The 23,442-nt window shown below is 65.8% G+C and carries 20 protein-coding genes; 11 read left to right on the forward strand and 9 right to left on the reverse strand.

The genetic code is table 11. From position 1 onward, the window contains the following. Positions 1-7 precede the first annotated feature (7 nt). Positions 8-367, reverse strand: coding sequence for an endonuclease domain-containing protein (locus AXW83_RS13645; RefSeq protein ID WP_066614360.1), 360 nt, complete (start codon positions 365-367; stop codon positions 8-10). 656 nt (positions 368-1,023) lie between these two features. Between AXW83_RS13645 and AXW83_RS13650 the strand changes: the two genes are divergently transcribed. The 6 genes from AXW83_RS13650 to AXW83_RS13675 all read left to right on the forward strand — a co-directional run bounded on the left by AXW83_RS13650 (position 1,024) and on the right by AXW83_RS13675 (position 6,513). Next, positions 1,024-2,055 (forward strand): DUF3616 domain-containing protein, encoded by a 1,032-nt coding sequence (locus AXW83_RS13650; protein ID WP_082767120.1) that lies wholly within the window; start codon positions 1,024-1,026, stop codon positions 2,053-2,055. Beyond that, entirely contained in the window at positions 2,052-2,618 is a 567-nt protein-coding gene (locus AXW83_RS13655) for an NUDIX hydrolase (RefSeq protein WP_066614362.1), read from the forward strand. Before AXW83_RS13650 ends, AXW83_RS13655 begins: the two co-directional genes overlap by 4 nt. Positions 2,619-2,735: 117 nt before the next feature. Further along, entirely contained in the window at positions 2,736-3,632 is an 897-nt protein-coding gene (locus AXW83_RS13660; protein WP_168166095.1) for a hypothetical protein, read from the forward strand. Positions 3,633-3,841: 209 nt separating this feature from the next. Next, entirely contained in the window at positions 3,842-4,954 is a 1,113-nt protein-coding gene (locus AXW83_RS13665; RefSeq protein WP_066614366.1) for an S-(hydroxymethyl)glutathione dehydrogenase/class III alcohol dehydrogenase, read from the forward strand. 197 nt (positions 4,955-5,151) lie between these two features. Next, positions 5,152-5,991, forward strand: coding sequence for an S-formylglutathione hydrolase (gene fghA, locus AXW83_RS13670; RefSeq protein ID WP_066614368.1), 840 nt, complete (start codon positions 5,152-5,154; stop codon positions 5,989-5,991). An 81-nt stretch (positions 5,992-6,072) separates the two neighbouring features. Further along, complete coding sequence (locus AXW83_RS13675; RefSeq protein ID WP_066614370.1) at positions 6,073-6,513, forward strand: low affinity iron permease family protein; 441 nt, start codon at positions 6,073-6,075, stop codon at positions 6,511-6,513. A gap of 8 nt (positions 6,514-6,521) precedes the next feature. Here AXW83_RS13675 and AXW83_RS13680 read toward each other — a convergent pair whose 3' ends face one another. Continuing rightward, entirely contained in the window at positions 6,522-7,289 is a 768-nt protein-coding gene (locus AXW83_RS13680) for an SDR family NAD(P)-dependent oxidoreductase (RefSeq protein WP_066620465.1), read from the reverse strand. A gap of 142 nt (positions 7,290-7,431) precedes the next feature. Here AXW83_RS13680 and AXW83_RS13685 point away from each other — a divergent pair, with 142 nt between their 5' ends. Beyond that, on the forward strand, positions 7,432-8,469 hold the full coding sequence (locus AXW83_RS13685) for an L-idonate 5-dehydrogenase (RefSeq protein WP_066614372.1): 1,038 nt from the start codon (positions 7,432-7,434) through the stop codon (positions 8,467-8,469). A 1-nt stretch (position 8,470) separates the two neighbouring features. Here the strand turns inward: AXW83_RS13685 and AXW83_RS13690 are convergent, their stop codons facing one another. Then, complete coding sequence (locus AXW83_RS13690) at positions 8,471-10,240, reverse strand: sensor domain-containing diguanylate cyclase (RefSeq protein WP_066614374.1); 1,770 nt, start codon at positions 10,238-10,240, stop codon at positions 8,471-8,473. Positions 10,241-10,341: 101 nt separating this feature from the next. Next, positions 10,342-12,015 carry a formate--tetrahydrofolate ligase gene (locus AXW83_RS13695; protein WP_066614377.1) on the reverse strand — a complete coding sequence of 558 codons (1,674 nt, stop codon included), beginning with the start codon at positions 12,013-12,015 and terminating at the stop codon, positions 10,342-10,344. Between the two features lie 288 nt (positions 12,016-12,303). On the opposite strand from AXW83_RS13695, the gene AXW83_RS13700 reads away from it, so the two are divergent. Further along, positions 12,304-13,800 (forward strand): sensor histidine kinase, encoded by a 1,497-nt coding sequence (locus AXW83_RS13700; RefSeq protein WP_066614379.1) that lies wholly within the window; start codon positions 12,304-12,306, stop codon positions 13,798-13,800. Positions 13,801-13,878: 78 nt separating this feature from the next. On the opposite strand, the gene AXW83_RS13705 is transcribed toward AXW83_RS13700, so the two are convergent. Together AXW83_RS13705 and AXW83_RS13710 are read right to left on the reverse strand one after the other, a co-directional pair. Beyond that, positions 13,879-14,658, reverse strand: coding sequence for an outer membrane protein (locus AXW83_RS13705; RefSeq protein ID WP_066614381.1), 780 nt, complete (start codon positions 14,656-14,658; stop codon positions 13,879-13,881). 341 nt (positions 14,659-14,999) lie between these two features. Beyond that, a complete protein-coding gene (locus AXW83_RS13710) occupies positions 15,000-15,695 on the reverse strand; it encodes a glutathione S-transferase family protein (protein WP_066614383.1) in 696 nt (231 codons plus the stop codon). 192 nt (positions 15,696-15,887) lie between these two features. Here AXW83_RS13710 and gpmI point away from each other — a divergent pair, with 192 nt between their 5' ends. Next, positions 15,888-17,402 carry a 2,3-bisphosphoglycerate-independent phosphoglycerate mutase gene (gene gpmI / locus AXW83_RS13715; protein ID WP_066614385.1) on the forward strand — a complete coding sequence of 505 codons (1,515 nt, stop codon included), beginning with the start codon at positions 15,888-15,890 and terminating at the stop codon, positions 17,400-17,402. 74 nt (positions 17,403-17,476) lie between these two features. Here the strand turns inward: gpmI and AXW83_RS13720 are convergent, their stop codons facing one another. Together AXW83_RS13720 and glmM are read right to left on the reverse strand one after the other, a co-directional pair. Continuing rightward, positions 17,477-18,352 carry an outer membrane protein gene (locus tag AXW83_RS13720; protein ID WP_066614386.1) on the reverse strand — a complete coding sequence of 292 codons (876 nt, stop codon included), beginning with the start codon at positions 18,350-18,352 and terminating at the stop codon, positions 17,477-17,479. Positions 18,353-18,706: 354 nt separating this feature from the next. After that, entirely contained in the window at positions 18,707-20,050 is a 1,344-nt protein-coding gene (glmM, locus tag AXW83_RS13725; RefSeq protein WP_066614388.1) for a phosphoglucosamine mutase, read from the reverse strand. 177 nt (positions 20,051-20,227) lie between these two features. On the opposite strand from glmM, the gene AXW83_RS13730 reads away from it, so the two are divergent. Continuing rightward, positions 20,228-20,782 (forward strand): hypothetical protein, encoded by a 555-nt coding sequence (locus tag AXW83_RS13730; protein WP_168166096.1) that lies wholly within the window; start codon positions 20,228-20,230, stop codon positions 20,780-20,782. Then, positions 20,779-21,345, forward strand: a complete 567-nt coding sequence (locus AXW83_RS13735; RefSeq protein ID WP_066614397.1) for a hypothetical protein — start codon at positions 20,779-20,781, stop codon at positions 21,343-21,345. Before AXW83_RS13730 ends, AXW83_RS13735 begins: the two co-directional genes overlap by 4 nt. Positions 21,346-21,413: 68 nt before the next feature. On the opposite strand, the gene ftsH is transcribed toward AXW83_RS13735, so the two are convergent. Further along, positions 21,414-23,339, reverse strand: a complete 1,926-nt coding sequence (gene ftsH / locus AXW83_RS13740; protein WP_066614399.1) for an ATP-dependent zinc metalloprotease FtsH — start codon at positions 23,337-23,339, stop codon at positions 21,414-21,416. Between the last annotated feature and the right edge of the window lie 103 nt (positions 23,340-23,442).

Here is a 23,442-nt window from a genome sequence, read left to right on the forward strand (position 1 = left end):
CCTCTCCTTACAGCAGAGGGTTCTCCGTCGAGGTTCCAGCGGCTTTTCGGATGGCAGTAACGACGGCGTCGCGGTCATTCAAAACCAGCTCATTGCGGAAGCGGATCACCATGAAGCCATGGCGCTCGATCTCCTGGGCGCGCGCGGCATCATAATCACACTCGGCATCATGCTGCTTGCCGTCGAGTTCGACGACGAGCTTGCGCTGGAAGCAGAGGAAATCGACGGTGTAGCCGAGCAGCGGCACCTGTCGCTGGAACTTCAGCCCGTCGAGACGGTGGGCGCGCAGGAGGCTCCAGAGGATGTCCTCGGGCTTCGTCGATTGCCGGCGGAGTTTTCGGGCGAAATCCTGTCGCTCGGTCGCCATTGTGCCTCACTCGTCGAAGGGTCGACACCTCTCCCCTGCCCCTCTCCTTACAGGAGAGGGGTTCCTCGCGCTTCATCTTCGAGCGGGCGGATCAAATTAATCCCCGGCATCCACACTGCATCCATAATCCCACCACCTCATCCCCGAGGGGCAGCCATCCGGAGGTGTGCCGTTGGTGGGGGTGGGGGCGGCGCCTGCGGGTGGAGTCACGATCCATTTCCGGGAGGCTTCGGGGCACCGCCCTGGGGATACTACGATCCCTGTGCGAGGAGCTCGCTGGAAGGATGACGGGACGACGAATTGACGGCGAAGGTCGCGACAAGCCTCAGGCGAACTGGCACCCGAGCTTGAAGATCGAACTCCCGAAATCCGAATAAGCGCGGCCCGGAGACTGAAATCGCCGATGAGCGGAGCGCCACGGGGCGTGCGGAGGGTGGCTCAATCCCTCCGCGCCGCGACCTGGCTCAATGGTTGCGGACCTCTACCCCGCGCCTCGCGGCGCTCCGCTCGCCCCTCACCAACCGACGCGCCAAAGCGCGGGCGGGGCTTTGGCCTGCTCGCAAGGCGCCGGGCGCGGTGAGGCCAACCAAGGCGACGCTGCTTTGACATCCGCCCGGCGACCGCGCTCTATCCGGCTTCGACACGGAAACCGGATCATGCGGCCAGCCCTCGCTCTCCTCGTCATCGCCGCATGGCTCTGCGCCGCGCCGGCGCGCACCCAGACGCTGGTCCCCGAAGGCCGGCTGAGCGCGAACGGGGATTTCGCCGGCAAGAAGGGCAAGGCGGCGACCGATGTCAGCGGGCTTGCCTGTATGCCCGGCCCCAGCGGCGCGCGGCGCTGCCTGTTGATCAACGACGAGGGCAGCTTCGCCCAGTTCGCCCAGATCGCCGAAAACCGGATCACGCCGGGGGCGACGCTGCCGATCCTGGGCGAGGCTGCCTCGCCTGCGGCGCTCGGCCGCCCGCCGGGAGCGCTCTGCGGCGCGCCCGGCGCCTTCGCGGAACTGGACGGCGAGGCCGTCGCCTATGCCGATGGCGCCTTCTATGTCGCGGGCTCGCATGGCTGCTCGCGCCGCAAGGGCGAGTTCCGGCTCTCGTCGTTCCATCTCGCCCGCGTCCGGGTCGACGGCGCGGGCGCGCCGGCCACCGGCGTCGAATTGAGCTACCGGCTGGGCGACATGCTGCGCCGGGCCGGGCCGGCCGCGCCCTATTTCGGCAAGCGGCTGATGGAGGAGAACGGCCTCAACATCGAGGGCATCGCGGTGGTCGGCGACAGGCTCTGGGCCGGCCTGCGCGCGCCCTCGCTCGACGGCCGCGCCTTCCTCGTCGGCGCGAGCCTCAGCGCCTTGTTCGCGCCCGGCACCGAGCCGGCCACGGCCGCACCCGTCGTCGTCGCCTGTCCCGTCGGCCGCGGCCGCGGCATCCGCGATCTCGCAGCGCTCAGCGACGGCCGCCTGCTCATGCTCGTCGGCCCGGCGCAGGAGCAGGACCTGCCCTACGAACTCCTGCTGCTCGACCCCGCCCGGCCCGACGCCGCAACCTCGCTCGGCACCCTGCGCGGCGTCCGCGACGGCAAGGCGGAGACCGTGACGCTGCTGTCGGAAGCGCCGGGCCGGATCGAGATCCTGATCGGCTATGACGGCCGCAGGAACGGCGATTTCGAGCGCTACAGGTTGCGGACGCCATGACCGGCCTGTTCTTGGCGCGCCTGGCTGATACGGTTGCCCGCTACCGCGCCGAGGTCGCCGGCCCCCGCGAGCATCTCGCGCTGCTGCGCTGGCAGATCGCGCAGGGCCATGCGCTCGACCTGCGCACGACCTTTCCCGGCCACGTCACCACCAGCGCGATCGTGCTTTCGCCCGACCATGCCCAGGTGCTGCTGATCGACCATGTCACGATCGGCCGCTGGCTCCAGCCCGGCGGTCACTGGGAATCCGCCGATGCCTTCCACCTCTCGGCGGCGCGCGAGGCGGTCGAGGAGACCGGCGTGCAGGGCTTGGCCCTGCATCCCTGGCACGGAGGCAGCGACCTGCCCTTCGCCATCGAAAGTCACGACGTACCCGGCAAATCGGCTCGCGCCGAACCCGACCATGTCCACCATGATCTGCAGTATCTCTTCCTCGCCGACCCGGCCCTGCCGCTCGTCGCCCAGATCGAGGAGGTCCATGCCGCAGCTTGGAAGCCCGTGGCGCAGCTGGGCGAAATCGCCCCGCGCGTTTATGACAGGCTCGCCGCCGTTAGCCGCGCCTGAGCGCTCTGTTGCGGCAATGCAACATGAAACACTATTACATTATCGAGCGGCTACAGGCTCTCGCCGTGCCAGGCGAACCGGGGCATGATCTCCATCGCTCCTCCCGGAATCGACACCATGCTCAAATCCCTCGCCCCCGCCGTTCTCGCCGCCATCGCCGCATCGGGCGCGTTTGCCGCCGATCTGCCGTCGCGCAAAGGCGCTCCCATAGCGCCGCCGGTGATGTCGGCCTGCAGCGAAAGCGAGGGCATCCCGACCGACGCCTTCGGCTTCACCACCGGCTCGGACGTGGCGGAAAAAGGCTCGTTCGGACCGAGCCTGACCTATGGCGGCGGCTATGGCACGCGTGGCGGCAGGCTCGACAGCCACGGCGCGCAGCTTCAGGGCTCATACGGCCTGCTGCCCTGCCTCGAGGTAGGCCCCTATCTGCTGGGCAACACGACGCAGGCCTCCTTCGGCGGCGTCAGCGCCGATTCCACCAGCATCGGCGCCGGCATCGAGACCAAGTACAAGATCCTCGGCCGCGACCTGCACGGCATCGGCCTGACCGCCGTGATCGACCCGAGCTTCAACCGGATCGACCCCGAGGGAGCCGGCCGCTTCACGACCTACAACACGGGCTTGCGCCTTTTCGCCGACAAGACGCTGGTCCCCGGCAAGCTCTATGCCGCGCTGAACCTCTCGCACGACCTGACCTGGACAGGCCCCGATCCCTACCAGCGCTCCTCGACCTTCACCATTGGCGGCTCGCTGGCCTGGCAGGTCCTGGACGGCGTCTATCTCAGCGGCGAGGTCCGCCATCAACGCGCCTACGACACGCTCGGCTTCAGCAAGGAGGCCGGTTACGCCACCTTCGCCGGCCCCGGCGTCTTCTGGCAGGCGACCAAGCAGTTCGCGATCTCGGCCGCCTACAACATTCAGGTCGCCGGGAAGGCCAAGGGCGAGCCCGGCGATCTCGACCTGACCAATTTCAGCCAGCACCTCGTCAAGGTGAAGGCGGCGTATAGCTTCTGAGCCCCCTCCCGTCATTCTCGGGCGGCGCAAGGCGCCGACCCGTGAATCTCCAGCAGAACTCTGCTGCTGGCGCTTCGTCCTTCACAAGATGCCCGGGTCAAGCCCGAGCATGACGACGCTATGCGTTGACAAATCCAGCCCCGGCCAGCCCTAGATAGGCCACCGCAGCGCTTTGCTGGGTGCCGACCGATCTTGCAAGGACTGGACTGATGAAGACACGCGCCGCCGTCGCCTGGGAAGCGGGCAAGCCGCTCACCATCGAAACCGTCGAGATCGGCGGCCCCAAGCCCGGTGAGGTGCTGGTCGAGGTCATGGCGACGGGCATCTGCCACACCGACGCCTACACGCTGTCAGGACTGGATTCGGAAGGCAAGTTCCCGGCGATCCTGGGCCATGAGGGCGCCGGCATCGTGCGCGAGGTCGGCGCGGGCGTCACCACGCTCAAGGCCGGCGACCATGTCATTCCGCTCTACACGCCCGAATGCCGCCAGTGCAAAAGCTGCCTCTCGCGCCGCACCAATCTCTGCACCTCGATCCGCGCCACGCAAGGCAAGGGTGTGATGCCGGACGGTACCTCGCGCTTCTCCTGCGATGGCGGTGAGGTCTTCCACTACATGGGCTGCTCGACCTTCGCGAACTTCACCATCCTGCCCGAGATTGCGCTGGCCAAGGTCCGCGAGGACGCTCCCTTCGACAAGATCTGCTACATCGGCTGCGGTGTCACCACCGGCATCGGCGCGGTGATCTACACTGCGAAAGTCTGGCCCGGCGCCAATGTCGTGGTCTTCGGGCTGGGCGGCATCGGCCTCAACGTGCTGCAGGCAGCGCGCATGGTCGGCGCCGACAAGATCATCGGCGTTGATATCAATCCTGCCAGGCAGGAGATGGCGCGCAAGTTCGGCATGACCCACTTCGTCAATCCCAAGGAGGTCGGCAACGACAAGGTCGTGCAGGCGATCGTCGATCTCACCGGCGGCGGCGCGGATTTCTCCTTCGATGCCACCGGCAACACCGACGTCATGCGCCAGGCGCTCGAATGCTGCCATCGCGGCTGGGGCGAGTCGATCGTCATCGGCGTCGCCGAAGCCGGCAAGGAAATTGCTACCCGTCCCTTCCAGCTGGTCACGGGCCGGGTCTGGAAGGGCACGGCTTTTGGGGGCGCACGCGGGCGCACCGACGTGCCAAAGATCGTTGACTGGTACATGGAGGGCAAAATCAACATCGACGACCTGATCACCCACAAGCTGTCGCTCGACGAGATCAATCACGGTTTCGATCTGATGCATGAAGGCAAGTCGATCAGGAGCGTGGTGGTGTATTGAGCGCCGCGTTCGGGCCTCAGCGATGAGGCAACACCCGGTGTCATTCCGGGGCAGCGCGTAGCGCTGAACCCGGAACCCACGACTGGGTCGTACCTTTGACAACGCGATCGAGCACGCTCGCCCGGTCGTGGGTTCCGGGTTTGGCCTTCGGCCACCCCGGAATGACAGGCGTCGCGCAGCATCCAGAAGGAAACCGCATGGAACTCCTCTCCTCCTCGAAGGCCTTTGGCGGCTCGCAGCGGGTCTATCGCCATGACAGCGCGGCATGCGCCTGTCCGATGACCTTCGCGATCTTCCTGCCGCAGCAGATCGAGGACAGGCCGGTTCCGCTGCTCTGGTATCTCTCGGGACTGACCTGCTCGCATCAGAACGTCGTGGACAAGGGCGAGTACCGCGCCGCGGCCGCCGCAAACGGCATCGCGATCATCTGCCCCGACACATCGCCGCGCGGCGAAGGTGTTCCAGACGAGCCGGACAACTGGCAGTTCGGCTCGGGCGCCGGCTTCTATCTCGACGCTACGCAGGAGCCCTATGCGAAGAACTACCGCATGGAGAGCTACATTCGCGACGAGTTGCCCGATCTCGTTTCGCAGCATTTCTCGCTCGACATGGGCCGCCAGGGCATCTTCGGCCATTCCATGGGTGGCCATGGCGCCATCACGCTCGGCCTCAAGAACCCGCAGCGCTACAGCTCCGTCTCGGCCTTCGCGCCGATCAGCCAGCCCTCGACGGCGGGCTGGTCGCGCCCGGCGCTGGAGAAATATCTCGGCTCCGACGAAGCGGCCTGGCGGGCCTATGACTCGACCCTGCTGATCGCAGACGGGCATCGCCTGCCCGATCTCCTGGTCGACCAGGGCAGCGCCGACGGGTTTCTTCAGGAGGGCCTGCGCCCCTGGCTGCTCGAAGTCGCCTGCGCCGCCGCCGATATTCCGCTCGAGCTCCACATGCGCGACGGCTACGACCACTCCTATAATTTCGTCTCGACCTTCATGGCCCAGCACATCGCCTGGCACGCGCAAAGGCTCGTGACGGCCTGACGGGAGACGGCGTCGGAACGCTAGCCCCTGCGGCGGCGTTAGGTCTGCCGGACCCGAGGCGGGTCCGGGGGAAACACCGCCATGGCATCTCGCTCCGACCTCTTGACCGACCGTTCACTGTTCACCCGGCTGTCGCAGGCGACGGCGCGCTGGGCCGGCAAGCCCGTCACCTTCTGCGGCGCCTTCGCAATCATCGTGCTGTGGGGCCTATCGGGGCCGTTCTTCGCTTTCAACGACACCTGGCAGCTGGTGATCAACACCTCGACGACGATCGTGACCTTCCTGATGGTCTTCATCATCCAGAACAGCCAGAACCGCGACACCGCTGCGATGCAGATCAAGCTCGACGAGCTGATCGTCAGGCTCGAAGGCGCGCGCGAGGAACTGCTCGACCTCGAGGAACTTGACGAGGACAAGATCGAGGCGATCCGGCAAGAGTTCGAGGAGCGTGCCGACAAGGCGCGCCAAAGCACCGATGGCGGCGAGACCACGCCGTCTATGGACCCGGCAGGGCGCGGTTGACGCAGGCTTCAGACCACCGCCGTCATGCCGCCATCGACCATCAGCAGATGGCCGTTGACGTAATCCGAGGCCGCCGAGGACAGGAAGATCGCCGCGCCGACCAACTCCTTCGTCTCGCCCCAGCGGGCGGCGGGCGTGCGGCTGCAGACCCAGGCCGTGAAAGCCTCGTCGGCGATCAGCGCCTTGTTGATCTCGGTCGCGAAATAGCCCGGCCCGATCGCATTGGCCTGGATGTTGTGCTTGCCGAGTTCGGCCGCCAGCCCCCGCGTCATCATCTTCACCGCGCCCTTGGAGGCCGTATAGGGAATGATCGTGGCGCGGCCGAGCTCGCTCATCACCGAGCCGATGCTGACGACCTTGCCGCGCTTGCGCGGCACCATCCGCTTCGTCACCGCCTGCGTGACGTAGAACACCGAGTGCAGGTTCGTCGCCATCACCTCATGCCAGCCCTCGACCGGAAACTCGGTGAACGGCGCGCGCTTCTGCATACCGGCATTGTTGATCAGGATGTCGATCGGGCCCAGGTCGGCTTCGATCGTCGCGACCCCCGCTTCCACCGCCGCATGGTCGGTGACGTCGAAGGGCGCGATCGAAACCTTGCGGCCGGCGGCCGCGATCACCGTCTGCGCCGCCTCGAGCTTGGCCCGGTTGCGCCCGTTCAGGACGACATGTGCGCCGGCCTCCGACAGGCCCTCCGCGATGGCGAGGCCGATGCCCTGGCCGGAGCCCGTGACCAGCGCAATCTTGCCCTCGAGGCTGAACAGCGAAAGCGACATCGGCATCTCTCCATGACGGGCGGGTCGGACCTGCGCAGGTTTCGTTTGCGCGCAAAGCCCGGACTTCGGTAAGCAGTCTTCAATCGATTAGACAATCGCAGGGCGCGTGACCACCGCCAAGCCTTGCGCAGGGAGAACCGCCATGCGTGCCGTCGTCATCCATGCCGAGAAGGATCTGCGCGTCGAGGCGACGACCGCCCCGGATCTGGGTCCGCTCGATGTCCGCGTCAGGATCGAGGCCGGCGGCATCTGCGGCTCGGACCTGCACTACTACCTGCATGGCGGTTTCGGCACGATCCGCGTCAGGGAGCCGCTGATCCTCGGCCATGAGATCGCCGGGACGGTCGAGGCGGTCGGCGGCGAGGTTTCGCGCGTCAGGCCGGGCGACCGCGTCGCCGTCAATCCCAGCCGCGCCTGCGGCCATTGCCGCTATTGCCAGATGGGCCAGCAGCAGCATTGCACCGACATGCTGTTCTACGGCTCGGCGATGCGCTTTCCCCATGTCCAGGGCGGCTTCCGCGACATCCTCGTCGTCGAGGAGCGTCAGGCGGTGAAGGTAGCGCCAGGTGTCACGGCGGCGATGGCAGCCTTCGCCGAGCCGCTCTCGGTCTGCCTGCACGCCGCCAAGCGCGCCGGTCCGTTGCTCGGCAAGCGCGTGCTGGTGACAGGCTCGGGCCCGATCGGCATACTGGCCGTGGTCGCGGCCAAGGCGGCTGGCGCCTCGGAGATCGTCGCGACCGACGTCGTCGACGGCCCGCTGCCGACGGCTCTCGATATGGGCGCGACCGCCGCGATCAACACCATGGCCGAGCCCGACCGCCTGAAGGCGGAGTACGGCGCGGAAAAAGGCGCCTTCGACGTAATGTTCGAAGCCTCGGGCAACCAGCATGCGCTGACAGGAGCCTTCGATGTCGTGCGCTCGGGCGGAATCATCGTCCAGATCGGCGTCGGCGGCAATTTCACGCTGCCGATGAACGTGCTCGTCGCCAAGGAATTCGACCTGCGCGGCTCGTTTCGCTTCCACGAGGAATTCGACTGGGCGGTGGCGATGATCGGCTCGGGCGATATCGACCTGTCCCCGCTGCTGACCGCATCGATTCCCGTCGATCGCGCTGTCGAGGCCTTCGATCTCGCCGCCGACAAGTCGAAGGCGATGAAGGTGCAGCTGGCCTTCGGCTGAGTCAGCTGCTTTTCAGCAGTGGCTGCCGCCGCTCGTCCTGCGGGGCCGGATCATAGACTGTGAAGGTGTCGCGACCGCTCTGCTTGGCAACGTAAAGCGCCATGTCGGCGCGGCTTGCACCGCTGGTCAGGGATTCGTCAGCCGCGAGCAGACATGCGCCGACGCTGACCGTCATGGCGACGGCCTGACCATCGGCCAGCACGATCGGCGTGGCATTGACGGCGGCGACCATTTTGGCGGCGACCGTCGAAAGCGCCGCGAAACTCGTGTCGCTGAGCAGCACGATGAACTCGTCGCCGCCCCAGCGCGCGCAGATGTCGTAGTTGCGCAGGATCCGCGTTATGCGCTGCACGATCTCGACGATGACCGCATCGCCGGCCTGGTGACCATGGGCATCGTTGACCGGCTTGAACTCGTCCAGGTCGATCAGCAGCAGCCCGGTTTGGCGACCGTTGCGCCGGGCCCTGTTCTGCTCGCTCGCGAAGGCCTGCTCGAAGCCGCGGCGGTTGAAGATGCCGCTCAGCGGATCGAGATGAGCGAGACGCTCCAAATTCTCGGTGCGCTCGCGAACGGCCTCTTCCAGCCGGCTCGTGTTGTCGCCGACGGCCTGCGCCATCTCGCCCAGGGCAAGCGACAGCCGCCCGATCTCGTCATCCCCCCGGTCGAGCACGACATCGTCGAACCGGCCGGCCTTGACCCGCTGCACGGCCCCTTCGACCCGCGCCAGCCGGTCGAGCACGCTGCGCTTGAACAGCAGGGTCATCAGCGCCGCCGCCGCAAGCAGCATGGTGCCGAGCAGCAGGGCGATCGGCACGAACAGGCTGCGGTCGATGATCTTGTCGACATCCATCAGCGTGATGTTGAACCAGCCCAGCCGGTCGAGATACCCGACGCCGACCAGCACCTCGTGCCCGTCGATCTGCATGAAACGCGACTGGACCAGCGCTCCACCTTGCGCCACCTGCTCCATCATCGCCGCCAGCGCCTTGGCGTCGCTGTCGCGGTCGAGCAGGCGGAAGATCGTCTGCTTCGCCTTGATGTCTTTGGTCAGGCTGTGGAAATCGACGAGCTTGGGATCGCGATGCGCCTGTACCGCGCCGGTCCGGTCGACGAACATGCTCTGCACGCCGGTTTGCGGAATATCGACGACCTCGCGGATGAACTGGCTCAGATCGACGCCCGTGCCGATGACGCCCAGCACCTTGTCGGCCCTGCGGATGATGCAGTTGATCCAGACCTTGGTGACACCGAGATTGTCGTCATGGTCGACATTGAGATGGCAGCCGCTGCCGAGCGCCGCCGTCTTGAAATACCAGCCGTCGCGCGGCTTCTCGCGCGAGAGCGTATAGCGCTTGCGGTCGTGCTCGTAAGTATTGTCCTTATCGTTGAAATAGTAGTTTCCCGAGCCGTCGAGCACCACGAAATAGCTCTGGTCCTTGAAGGACAGGCGGTAATGCTCGAGTTCGGCCAGGCCGCGCCGCGCCTTGTCGGGGTCGTTCTCGTCCTGCGCCCATTCGAGGATGGCAGGCGCGCGCGCAACGGTCTCTGCCAGGGAGACCTCGCGCATCAGCGATTCCAGCCCGCGATAGCGGTCGAACAGGATCTGCTTTTCGGCAAACAGCGTGCCGAGCTTCACGACCGTGCCGTCGACGATCCAGACGAAGGCGGCTCCTGCGGGGAGCGCGACGGCGATCAGGATCGCCAGCGTCCAGCCGAGCACACGGGCCTTGAGGCCACGCGCCAGCCCTGCCCCTGCCGAGCCGGATGTCATCGTTTCGGTGTCTCCTGGAAGCTGTGCAGCCTCGCCCTGAATGTGTTGCCCGACATTCTAAGAATTCCCCAATGCGGCGTTCAAGCGAGCCGAGCCCAGCCCTAGAACAGCCCCTCGATCCGCCCTTGCGCATCGATATGGATCCGCTCCGCCGCGGGCACGCGCGGCAGGCCGGGCATCGTCATGATGTCCCCGCAGATCGCCACGACGAAGCCGGCACCGGCCGAGAGCCTGAGCTCCCGCACCGGCACGATATGGCCAGACGGGGCTCCCCGCAGCGTCGGATCGGCCGAGAAGGAGTACTGGGTCTTGGCGACGCAGACCGGCAGGTGGCCATGGCCGGCCGCCTCCAGTTCGGCGAAGCGGGCGCGCACCTTGGCGTCCGCCGACAGCCCCGCCGCGCCATAGATCTCCCGTGCCACCGTCTCCAGTTTCTCCCAGAGCGGCATCGCATCGGGATAGAGCGGCGCGAAATCGGCCTCGCCGCCCTCGGCCAGAGCCACGACCTTGCGGGCCAGATCCTCGGTGCCCGCGCCGCCCTCGGCCCAATGCCGGCAGATCACTGCCTCGACGCCAAGATGGTTGCGGCAGAAGCTTGCGATCAGCGCGTGCTCGGCCGCCGTGTCGCCGGAGAAGTTGTTGATCGCCACGATTGGCGGAACCCCGAATTTCCGGATGTTCTCGACATGGCGGGCAAGGTTCGCAAGGCCCGCCTCCAGCGCCGCGAGGTTCTCCTGGTCCAGCGCCTCCTTGGCGACGCCGCCATGCATCTTGAGCGCGCGCACGGTCGCGACGACGACCGCGGCCGCGGGCTTCAGACCCGCCTTGCGGCACTTGATGTCGAAGAACTTCTCCGCCCCGAGATCGGCTCCAAAGCCGGCTTCGGTGACGACATAGTCGGCGAGCTTGAGCGCGGCCCTGGTCGCGATCACCGAATTGCAGCCATGGGCGATGTTGGCGAACGGCCCGCCATGGACGAAGGCCGGCGTGCCCTCCAGCGTTTGCACCAGATTGGGCATGACGGCGTCCTTGAGCAGCACGCTCATCGCGCCGGTCGCCTTGAGATCGGCGGCGGTGACCGGCGTCTTGTCGCGTCGCCTGCCGACGACGATGCGGCCGAGCCGCGCTTCCAGATCGGCGAGATCCTTCGCCAGGCAAAAGATCGCCATCACCTCCGAGGCGACCGTGATGTCGAAGCCGTCCTCGCGCGGGAATCCGTTGCCGGCGCCGCCGAGCGAGGACACGGTCGAGCGCAGCGCCCGGTCGTTCATGTCCATGACGCGGCGCCAGGTGATCTGGCGCGTATCGAGCCCGAGCCCGTTGCCCCAGTAGACATGGTTGTCGATCAGCGCCGCGAGCAGGTTGTGCGCCGAGGTGATGGCGTGGAAATCTCCGGTGAAATGCAGATTGATCTGCTCCATCGGCACGATCTGTGCGTGGCCGCCGCCGGCAGCCCCGCCCTTCACGCCGAAGCAGGGACCCAGCGAAGGTTCGCGTAGCGCGATCATGCAGCGTTTGCCGATGCGCGAGAGCCCGTCGCCGAGACCGACAGTCGTCGTGGTCTTGCCCTCGCCGGCCGGCGTCGGGCTGATCGCGGTGACGAGGATCAGCTTGCCGTCGGGCCTGACCGCGAAATCCGGGATCGCAGTCGTATCGACCTTCGCGATGAACTTGCCGTAAGGGTTGAGAGCGTCCTGTGGGATTCCGGCGGCCTCGGCAATGGCCGCGATCGGCCGCAAGCTGACCGCGCGTGCAATCTCGATATCGGTCGGCATCCCATCCCCTCGGCGGCGCCCCGAAGCCTGGACAGGCGGGCACGGAATCGTTTCACCGAGACTGCCGCGAAAGCGGCGAAACCGCCACTGCTTTCCTGCTATGCGCGGGCACCTGCAGGCGGAGGTCCATATGTCATTTGATGCATCGGGAAGCGGACGTTTCTGCTAGTCGGCTCTGTTGGGAAACGTCCGGAGCGGGCGGCCTTGCTGCGCGGTCGGTGCGATGGCAATCATTGTGATGACGGGCTCATGGCCGGCGCAGGACGACGGCTGGGTTGGGGGATACGGATGGCGGGGCAGGATTGGCCGGTTGGCGGCGGCGAGGTCGGCGGCCTGCTGCGTCGCTGGACCGGCGCAGAGAGCGTGCTCGGGTCTCCCTCGGGCTGGCCGGATGCGTTGAAGGCGGCCGCGCAGATTGTCCTGCTGTCGCCGGCTCCGATGACCCTGGCCTGGGGCGAGACCGGCATCCAGATATACAATGACGCCTATGCCGTCATCGCCGGTTCCCGTCATCCGCTCATTCTCGGCCGCAGCATCTTCGACGCCTGGCCGGAACTGACCGATTTTCACGGCGAGGTGCTGGCGACGTTGCATCGCGGCGAGGCCCTGTCCTATCGCAACCTGCCGCTCGTGCTGCAACGCAATGGCGCGGCCGAGGATGTCTGGCTGACGATCGACTACAGCCCCGTCGTCGATGCGGCCGGCACGGTCGAGGGCATCCTCGCCATCGTTACCGAGACGACGGCGGCTGTATTGGCTCTGCGCGCGCGAGACGAGGCGGAGGCCGAATTGCGTCGGCGCGAGCAGGAACTGGGGCGCGTCCAGAAGATCGGCAAGGTCGGCGGACTTGAGGTCGATCTGCGCGACGGCTTCCGGAACAGGCGTTCGCCCGAATACCTGCTTATCCACGGTCTGCCACCCGAGGCGATGAACGAAAGCCACGAGGAATGGGTGCGCCGCATCCATCCGCAGGAAAGGGCGATGATCGAGAGCCATTTCCGCGAGGTCATCGCCGGCACGGCGCGCGACTACCAGGCCGAGTACCGCATCATTCGGCCCTCGGACAGCGCCGTCCGCTGGATCCAGGCGTTGGCTCAGATCGAACGCGACGAGACCGGCAAGGCACTGCGGCTCATCGGCGCCCATCTCGACATCACCGAGCGCAAGGAGGCCGAGGCGCAGCAGCGTCTCCTGATGCAGGAACTGTCGCATCGGGTGAAAAACTCGCTGGCGATGGTGCAGGCCATCGCCTCGCAGACCCTGCGCAGCGCGACCTCGCTCGAACAGGCGGGAGAGATCTTCAGCGGTCGCCTGGCCGCGCTGTCGCGGGCGCACGACCTGCTCGTCGGTGGCAACTGGGCCAATGCGGCGCTCGCCGACATCGTCGGCAGCGTGCTTGGCATTCAAGGCGAGCCCGACCGCTTCATCATCCGTGGACCCGATGTCGTTCTGGGGCCGAAGGCTGCCCTGGCGCTGAGCCTGATCCTGCACGAGCTCTTCACCAACGCGGTCAAATACGGCGCGCTGTCGAACCCATCGGGCCAGATCACGCTGACCTGGCGGATCGACGACATCGATGGCGAGCGCCAGTTCCGCCTGCGCTGGCAGGAACAGGGCGGCCCGCCGGTGACGACGCCGACGCGCCGGGGCTTCGGCTCGCGCCTGATCGAGCGCACGTTCCCCTCCGTGCTCGGCCGCAGCGAGACTGCCTACCCGTCCAGCGGCGTGATCTTCACGCTGGATGCCCCGCTCGAAGCCTTGCGCGACGGCGACGACGCGGACTGAGTCGGCCGACGATGACCCGAACGAAAAAGGCCCCCGCCTTGGCAGGGGCCTTCTGTCAGTCCTGGAAGGATCGACGGCTCAATAGGTGCTGAAGCGGTAGTTCAGGCCGGCGCGGACGATGTGTCCCGAGGTCTCGTTGCGCGCGACATAGGAACCGCCGGCCGGGCCGACCGGGGTCAGGTTGACGCCGGTGTTCTTCTTGCCGAGGTCGTAATAGAGGTATTCGGCCTTGGCGGAGAGATTGCTGCTGAAGGCATATTCGACACCGCCGCCGACGGCATAGCCGATCTGCGTGTCGCTGCGCGAACCCAGATAGTCGACCTGGCCGGGAAGGGCCGCGTTGAAGAAGGTCGCGTTGTTCTTGACTTCGCCATAGGCGAGACCACCGGTCGCGTAGACCAGGAAGCGGTCGACCGCGTAGCCGGCGCGCAGACGCACCGTGCCCAGATACTCCATCTCGTTGCGGAACACCGAGGTGGCGCCGCTGGTGCCGAGGAAGGAGCGGGTTTCCTTCAGGTCGGTGTACTGGAAATCGGCCTCGGCGCCGAGGACGAAGCTGCCGATCTGATAGTTGTAGCCGATCTGACCACCGCCGATGAAGCCGGTCTTGTCGGTCGAAAGCGAAGCCGGACGACGCAGCGCGGCGACGTTGCCGATGGTGTTGGCAGCGGTGCCCGACAGAGTGGTGTCGATCGTCGAGAAAGCGGCGCCGGCGTTTACGCCGACGTAAAAGCCGGTCCAGGTGAAGATCGGGGCGACCGGCGCATAGACCGGGCCCTTGCGCGACGGCAGGTCGGCCGCGAAGGCGGTGCCACCCAGAGCCACCAGCGCGATGGCGGACAGAATACCCTTGGTCATCGAAATCGACTCCGTATCACTTGTATGTCGCCTGTCGGGGCGGATTGGTCGCGTTCGTCTTCAGTGAATGATCCATAGGCTTTACGCTATGACATCCCCGCAACACTTGCCTGCAATTGATCCAACCGGCGTTACGTATAATCAACTTTATGTGATCGACATTGGGCGTTGAGGTTTCGGCACACGGTTAAGCTGCGTTAATCGTTACGACGTACCGGATCCTCTATCAGGTTCGTGCGAACACCCGGACGGCGGCTCTGCTGGTTAAATTTATCTTAAGACGACCGCCGCCTTGACGTCGTTCCGATAGTAGAGCCTCCGGCGCGCGGAAACTTTGCTGCTCACGCTTGTCGGCTGACGAGATGAGCATTCTGCGGAAACAGGATTCTCCGCGCCTCTTCGTCGAATTCGGTCTTGAAGGTGAATCTGTCCTTCAGCGCGGCCGCACGCTGCGCGGCGGGCCGCGCCGAGATCTCGTCGAGATGCCGTTTGACGTTCGGAAACATCGTGGCCCAATCGTCACCGATCGCGAAGGCGAGTCTCGTCGCCCAGCCCCAGACGGACATGTCGATCAGCGTATAGGTCTCGCCGAGCATATAGCGATGCTTGCCCAGCCGCGCGTCGATGATGCCCCAGTGCCGCTCGGCCTCGCGCGCATAGCGGTTGATCGCGTAGGGGACCTTCTCCGGCGCGAACCGCGAGAAATGCACTGCCTGCCCGCAATAGGGCCCGATGCCGGTGGCCACGAACATCAGCCAGGACAGCATCTCGGCCCGCGCCTTCGGCGTGTTTTCCGGCAGGAACTGGCCGGTCGTCTCGGCGAGATGGAGCAGGATCGCGTTGCTGTCGAAGATGGTGACGTCGCCGTCGGTCAGCGCCGGCGTCTTGGCATTGGGATTGATCGCCAGGAATTCCGGCTTGAACTGATCGCCCTTGCGGGTATCGACGGGCACGAATTCATAAGGGACGCCAGCCTCTTCGAGGAAGAGCGCGATCTTCGCGGGGTTCGGCGAGGGGTGATAGTAGAACTTGATCACGGTTGTCGTCTCCGGTGGCCGGCAGCACCTTGGACCCTGCCATGACAGACCATAGGCACCTCCGGCCACCACTGCCCATCAAGAACGTGTTTTCCGCCATGATCCCGGTGCAAACCGGAGCCAATTCGCCCACACCCTCCCGCCGTGATATCGGGCAGAGCGCACAGCCGTTTCGCCCGCGAAGGAACTCCGATGCCGATCCGCCCCGTGATGCTGATGATCCTCGATGGCTGGGGCTGGCGCGAGGAGAGCGAGAACAACGCCGTGCGCCTCGCCCATACCCCGAATTTCGACCGGTTCTGGGCCTCCTCGCCGCGCGCCTTCCTGAAGACCTCGGGGCTCGACGTCGGCCTTCCCCCGGGCCAGATGGGCAATTCCGAGGTCGGGCACCTCAATCTCGGCGCCGGCCGCGTGGTGATGCAGGACCTACCGCGCATCAACCAGGCGATCGCGGACGGCTCGATCGCGCAATCCCTCGAGGCCAGCGGCCTGATCGCGGCGCTGAAGGCGAGCGGCGGCGCCTGCCATCTGCTCGGCCTCGTCTCCCCGGGCGGCGTCCACGCCCATCAGGACCATGCAGTGGCCCTGGCGAAGATCCTTGTCGCTCATGGCATTCCGGTGCGCGTCCACGTCTTCACAGATGGCCGCGATACCCCGCCGCAATCGGCGGCGGGCTTCGTCCGCGACTTCTCGGCTGCCCTGCCGCCGCAGGCGGTGATCGCAAGCCTTTCTGGCCGCTATTACGCGCTTGACCGCGACAACCGCTGGGAGCGCGTCGAGCAGGCCTGGCGCGCCATTGTGCTCGGCGAGGGCAAGCCTTTCGCCGATGCGCAGGCCGCCATCGCCAGCGCCTATGCCGCCGGGGTCAATGACGAGTTCATCGTCCCTACGGTGATCGGCGGCTATGCCGGGATGTGCGACGGCGACGGCCTGCTGAGCTTCAACTTCCGCTCGGACCGCATCCGCGAGATCGCCGGTGCAATTCTTCAGCCCGACTTCGCGGGCTTTGTCCGCCCGCGCAGCCCCGCTCTCGCCTGCGCCGTCAGCATGACCTCCTACAGCGCCGAACTGGACCCGCTGATGCCGGCGCTGTTCGCACCCCAGACACTGGCAGGCGGGCTTGGCGAGACCGTCTCGAAAGCCGGGCTCAGCCAGATCCGCCTTGCCGAGACGGAGAAATATCCGCACGTCACCTATTTCTTCAATGGCGGCGAGGAGACGCCCTATCCAGGAGAGGAACGCGTCATGGCCGCCTCTCCCAAGGTCGCGACCTACGACCTGCAACCTGAAATGTCGGCGCCCAACCTCACCGACAAGGCGGTCGAGGCGATCGACTCCGGCCGCTACGACCTCGTCATCCTCAACTTCGCCAATCCCGACATGGTCGGCCATACCGGTGTTCTGGAAGCTGCGATCAAGGCGGTCGAGACGGTCGATGCAGGCCTTGGCCGCATCGCTCAGGCGATCGGCCGTGCCGGCGGCGCGCTGCTCGTCACCGCCGACCACGGCAATGCCGAACTGATGGTCGATCCCGTCACGGGCGAGCCGCACACCGCCCACACCACGAACCCCGTCCCGGTCATGCTCATCGGCGGCAGCGCGTCTGGCCTCGCGGACGGCCGTCTCGGCGACGTTGCCCCGACGCTGCTGGCGCTGATGGGGCTTGAACAGCCGCCGCAGATGACAGGCACATCGCTGCTGCGCTGAGGTTCCCAGCTATTGCAAAGCAAAACGGCGCGGAGCTTTCGCCCCGCGCCGTTCTTGTTTGCAGGCGGTATCGCTCAAAACTTGCGCACGACCGGCGGCGCATACGCCATCGGAGGCTCCTTCGGGCCGCAGCAATCGGGCTCGCCGAAGTTCCAGCGCATGCCGATGCGGAAGTCGTGGCTGTCGATATCCTTGACCTTGAGCGGACGCGACACCTCGCCGTTGAAGGCGTTGTAGATGCTCCCCGATTTTGCATCGCCAAGATTGAGGTAGCGATAGCCCAGCTCTAGCGTCAGATTCTTGTTCACCTCATAACCAACGCCAGCCATCAGCGCCCAGGCTAGGCCCGATTCCCTGCCGGTTTTCGCAACACCGAGCGTCGGAACATACAGATTGAGGAATCGCGTGTCGTTCTGCACGCCTTGATCCGTCAGGCCGGAGACGGAGTTGCTGGCATAACCGATACCGGCGCCGAGATAGGGCGTCAGGCAGTTCCATGTTCCCAGGTCGACATAGGCGTTGAACAAGGTGACGATCGAGCTCAGATTGCCCTTGTAGGTATTGGTCTGCTCGCCATTGACGCCTGCATTGAAGAATTTGTCAGTGACGCCGATGGAGCCGGCGCCGCGATACTCGCCGGTGATGTCGGCGCGAAACCAGTTGTTGAATCGATAGCCTATGCCGACGCCGCCGAAGAAGGCGGTGGCATTCTTGGTCGCCCCGAAGAATGTGCCTCCGACGGCGCTCACTTCCTCCTGCTCGTACTTCCCGATTTGCGTCGCACTCACGCCGACATCGCCGCGCAGATACCAGCCGCTGCCGATCGAGCCCTTCAGGCCCAGGGGTTCGGGCGGGGGCGGAGGCGGATAGCCGAGATCGGCGGCATTGGCGAGCGCAGACGCGCCGACGGCCATGGCGCCTGCGAGCGCGAGAGTTTTCAGGCTGCCCATGGCAGTGTCCTTCGAGTTTGCGCGACGCAAGAACGCAGCTCGCGCGAGTTACCGACAGGACAGAGCGTGACATGGATTTCTTAAACGACGCTTAACCCTAAGAATTAACCTCAAGAGAGTGTGAAGGGTCGGCATTATGGTAAATGAGTTCTTAAACATGATCGGGGGGTGTGGGCTTCGGACTGCGGAACTCGTCGAGTTCGTTTCACATTGGGAAGACCACGTCATTCCGGGCGCAGCGAAGCAGAGACCCGGAATCCATCGTAAGGCACGACAGCGCCCCAGGATGGATTCCGGATCGGCGCCGCTGCGCGGCTTGTCCGGAATGACGTTCGCGGAATGACGACCTGATATTTACGCTGCCGCTTTCGTCACAGCATCGACGACGTCGTCGACCGCGCGCATGACCAGATCGCGGTCGTCGCCCTCGGCCATGACCCGGATCACCGGCTCGGTGCCCGACGGGCGAATGACGAGGCGCCCGCCCTCGCCCAGCATCTGCTTGGCGGCCGCGATCGCGCTCACCACCGGCGCTTCGGTCAGCGGCTTGCCCTGCTTGTAGCGCACGTTCTTCAGGATCTGCGGCAGCGGCTCGAAGCAATGGCAGACCTCGGAGACCGGCCGGTCCTGCCGCTTGACCACGGCCAGCAACTGCAGCGCAGCCACCAGCCCGTCGCCGGTCGTCGCATAGTCGGACAGGATGATATGGCCCGACTGCTCGCCACCGAGATTGAAGCCATGGGCGCGCATATGCTCCAGCACATAGCGGTCGCCCACCGCCGTGCGAGCCAGGCTCAGCCCGATCCCGGCAAGATAGCGCTCCAGCCCGAGATTAGACATCACGGTGGCGACGATGCCGGGCTGCGTCAGCCGGCCATCCTCATGCCAGCTGCGCGCGATCACGGCCATGAGCTGGTCGCCATCGACGGACTGGCCCTGCTCGTCGACGATCAGGACGCGGTCGGCGTCGCCGTCGAGCGCGATGCCGACATCGGCGCGCAGCTCCCGCACCTTCTGGCTCAGCGCCGCGGGCGCGGTCGAGCCGACATCCTTGTTGATGTTGAAGCCGTCGGGCTCGACGCCGATCGAGAAGACTTCGGCCCCGAGCTCCCAGAGCGCTTCGGGCGCGACCTTGTAGCCGGCGCCGTTGGCGCAGTCGAGCACGATGCGCAGCCCTTCCAGACTCATATTGCGCGGTAGGGTGCGCTTGGCGAACTCGATATAGCGCGACTGTGCGCTGTCGATGCGCTTCGCCCGGCCAAGCGTCGGCGAATCCGACAGCCGCACCGACAGATCGGAATCGATCAGCGCGGAGATTTCGGACTCGACCTCGTCGCTGAGCTTGTAGCCGTCCGGCCCGAACAGCTTGATGCCGTTATCCTCATAAGGATTGTGGGACGCCGAGATCATCACGCCGAGATCGGCGCGCATCGAGCGCGTCAGCATCGCGACCGCCGGCGTCGGCATCGGTCCGAGCAGCATCACGTCCATGCCGACCGAGGTGAAGCCCGCGACCATGGCGTATTCGATCATGTAGCCAGAGAGCCGCGTATCCTTGCCGATCACCACGCGATGGCGATGTTCGCCGCGACGGAAGGCGAGCCCGGTCGCCTGTCCGACCTTGAGCGCGAGATCTGGCGTGATCACGCCATTGGCGCGGCCGCGGATTCCGTCGGTTCCGAAATATTTGCGTGTCATCGTCGGTTCGTCCAAGCGCCGGCATGGGCGCGATACAACCTGCTTTATATCCGCAATTCCTTGCCGGCTCGTCACGATTTGTGACCGAACATGTCCTGTCCCAACGCCAGCAGCATGATAGCCTTGTTCTCTGGGTCGGGCACGACATCCATGATTCGCAGGCTTGTCCTTCTTTCGATGATGGTTGCTGGCTTTGTCGGCACGCCTCTGCTCGACGCGGCCGCACAGACGGAGACGAAGCGACTGGCCCTTCCGAAGGGCAAGGCCGGCTGCTTCCGCCGCGTCTACGATGCCGCCCATCTCGCCCGAAACCCGGACCAGACCGTGATCCGCATCGAACTCTCCCGAGGCCCCACCGAACTGAAGCGCGAGGCGATCGACGGCCCCGAGGCTCCCCAGATCGGCCTGCGCCTGAGCACCCGCACCAGAACAGGTGCCGGCGCCGGCCCTGAAGCGCTCGATTGCCATTCGCGCGATGCCGACGAAGGTTCTAACGGCAAGACCATCCTGCAATGCGGCTCGACCTGCGGCCGCGGCTCGCTCGATGTCGTGATCGAAAGCGCCGACCGCGTGACGCTGCGCATCGGCGGCACGGTCAAGGGTCGTTTCATCACTGATGCCGTCGGGCTGGGGCGGCGCTGCGACAGCGACAGTGATGTCGTCTGGCTGGGCGATGCAGGCGGTGACCGCGTCTTCGTGCTCGAACGTGCCCCTGTCGAGGAGTGCCGATGATGCGGCAGCTTCCGAAAACAACGGCATACGCCGGCTTGCTGGTGGCGGCCCTGGCCGCTCCGGCGCTGGCCCAGTCCGATTCAGGCCCCCTGGACAAGCTCTTCCCCCGCGACGAACCGATCTGCTACGCGCGCTTCTACGATCAGGCCCATTTGCGCGCGAACCCGCAGCAGAGCGTCACCTCGATCCGGCTGCTAAGAGACTATCCCATACTGCGCCTCGAAGACGACTGGACGAGGCGCTATGGAAGCAAGGACGGGCGCACGGCCTACAGCGCCATCATCGTCACCTACCGCGACACCAAGGCCACACGCTTCGCAGGCGGACCGAACTGCACCACGCGCGAGGGCGGCGAGATCTACTGCTCCGCCAGCAGTTGCGACGGCGGCGGCTTCGCCGTCACGCTGGAGGATGCGGACACCATCCTGATTGGCAAGAAGGGCGGCAGCCAGCGTTTTACGCTGTCGGGCGGCTGTGCCGGCGGCCCCAACCGCAGCCTCAACCGGCTCAAGGGCGACGACGTCTTCCGGCTCAAGCGTACCCCCGTCCGGGACTGCCGCTGAACAGCGGGTTCCAACAAAAAAGCGGCCCGCGAGGGCGCTTTTCGTGACGTCGTTTGGCAGGAGGCGTTTCAAGCCTGAGGCTGCGGCTCCAGGCCTGCATCCGGCTCGCCGCGCTTGCGGCCGCGGCCGGCGCTCGGCACGGCCGAGCCACGCGGAGCGTGCGGGGTTTCGTCGGTATCGCGCACCGGGCGCTTGCCGGCGATCAGGTCGCGGATTTCGTCGCCTGTCAGCGTCTCGAACTCCAGCAGCGCCTCCGCGACCGAAACGAACTGCTCGTGATGCTCGGTCAGGATCGCGGTGGCGTCGAGATAACCCTGGTGGACCAGCTTGCGCACCTCGGAATCGATCTTCTGCGCGGTCGCCTCGGACAAGCTCTGCGTCCGGCCCATCGACATGCCGAGGAAGACCTCCTCCTGGTTGTCGCCATAGGCGACCATGCCGAGTTCCTTCGAGTAGCCCATCTGGGTGACCATGGCCTTGGCCATCTTCGTCGCCTGCTGGATGTCGCCGGTCGCGCCCGAGGTGACGTTCTCCATGCCGAAGGTCATCTCCTCGGCGACGCGTCCGCCCATGGCGACCGCGAGCTGGGAGGTGAACTCCTTGTACTTCATCGAGTAGCGGTCGCCCTCCGGCAGGAACTTGACCATGCCCAGCGCACGACCGCGCGGAATGATCGTCGCCTTGTGGACGGGAATGCCGGCCGGGACGTAGAGGCCGACGATCGCATGGCCGGCCTCGTGATAGGCGGTCAGCTTTTTCTCTTCCTCGGACATCGCCATGGATTTGCGCTCGGCGCCCATCATGACCTTGTCCTTGGCATCCTCGAACTCGGCATGGGTCACCATGCGCTTGCCGCGACGGGCCGCGAGCAAAGCCGCCTCGTTGACGAGGTTCATCAGGTCGGCGCCCGAGAAGCCCGGCGTACCGCGCGCCAGGATCTTGAGATCGACGTCGGGAGCGATCGGCACCTTGCGAACGTGGACCTTGAGGATCTTCTCGCGGCCGGCGACATCGGGGTTCGGCACCACGATCTGCCGGTCGAAGCGGCCCGGACGCAGCAAGGCGGGATCGAGCACGTCGGGCCGGTTCGTCGCCGCGATGATGATCACGCCTTCGTTCGGCTCGAAGCCGTCCATCTCGACCAGAAGCTGGTTCAGCGTCTGCTCGCGCTCGTCATTGCCGCCGCCGAGACCGGCGCCGCGATGACGGCCGACGGCGTCGATTTCGTCGATGAAGATGATGCAGGGCGAGTTCTTCTTGGCCTGCTCGAACATGTCGCGCACGCGGCTGGCGCCGACGCCGACGAACATCTCGACGAAGTCCGAACCCGAGATCGTAAAAAACGGCACATTGGCTTCACCGGCGACGGCGCGCGCCGTAAGAGTCTTGCCGGTGCCCGGAGGGCCGACCAGCAGCACGCCGCGCGGGATGCGACCGCCCAGCCGCTGGAACTTCTGCGGATCGCGCAGGAACTCGACGATTTCCTGGAGGTCTTCCTTGGCCTCGTCGATGCCGGCGACATCCTCGAAGGTGACGCGGCCATGCGCCTCGGTGAGCAGCTTCGCCTTCGACTTGCCGAAGCCCATGGCCCGGCCGGCGCCGTTCTGCATCTGCCGGGACATGAATATCCACAGGCCGATGAAGATCACGAAGGGCAGCGAATTGACGAGCAGCGCCATGAACCACGGCGTGCCTTCCGAAGGGGCGCGGGCAGAGACCTGCACGCCCTTCTGGGCCAGCGTCTTCAGCAAGGCCGGATCGCCGTATGGCGCATAGGTCACGAAGCTGCGGCCATCCGAGAAGGTGCCGGAAATCTCCTGCCCCGCCACCACGACATTGGCGATCCGGCCCGCTTCCGACTCGTTGATGAGCTGGCTGTAGGGGATCTCGTTGGTGCTGGCGCGCTGGCTCGGGCTCTGGAACAGCGTCACAAGCGCCAGAACGAGCAGGAAGATCACCACCCAGAGGGCGAAATTGCGGAAGTTCGGATTCATCACCAGTCCGATCGGGCCACCGTCGAAGCGTCGGGGCCAAGGGTTTACCAGCCTAATCTAGGTGCGACAGCCCCCCTTGCCAAGGGAAACAGCCTTAACGCGC

The organism is Bosea sp. PAMC 26642 (assembly GCF_001562255.1).
GTDB lineage: Bacteria > Pseudomonadota > Alphaproteobacteria > Rhizobiales > Beijerinckiaceae > Allobosea.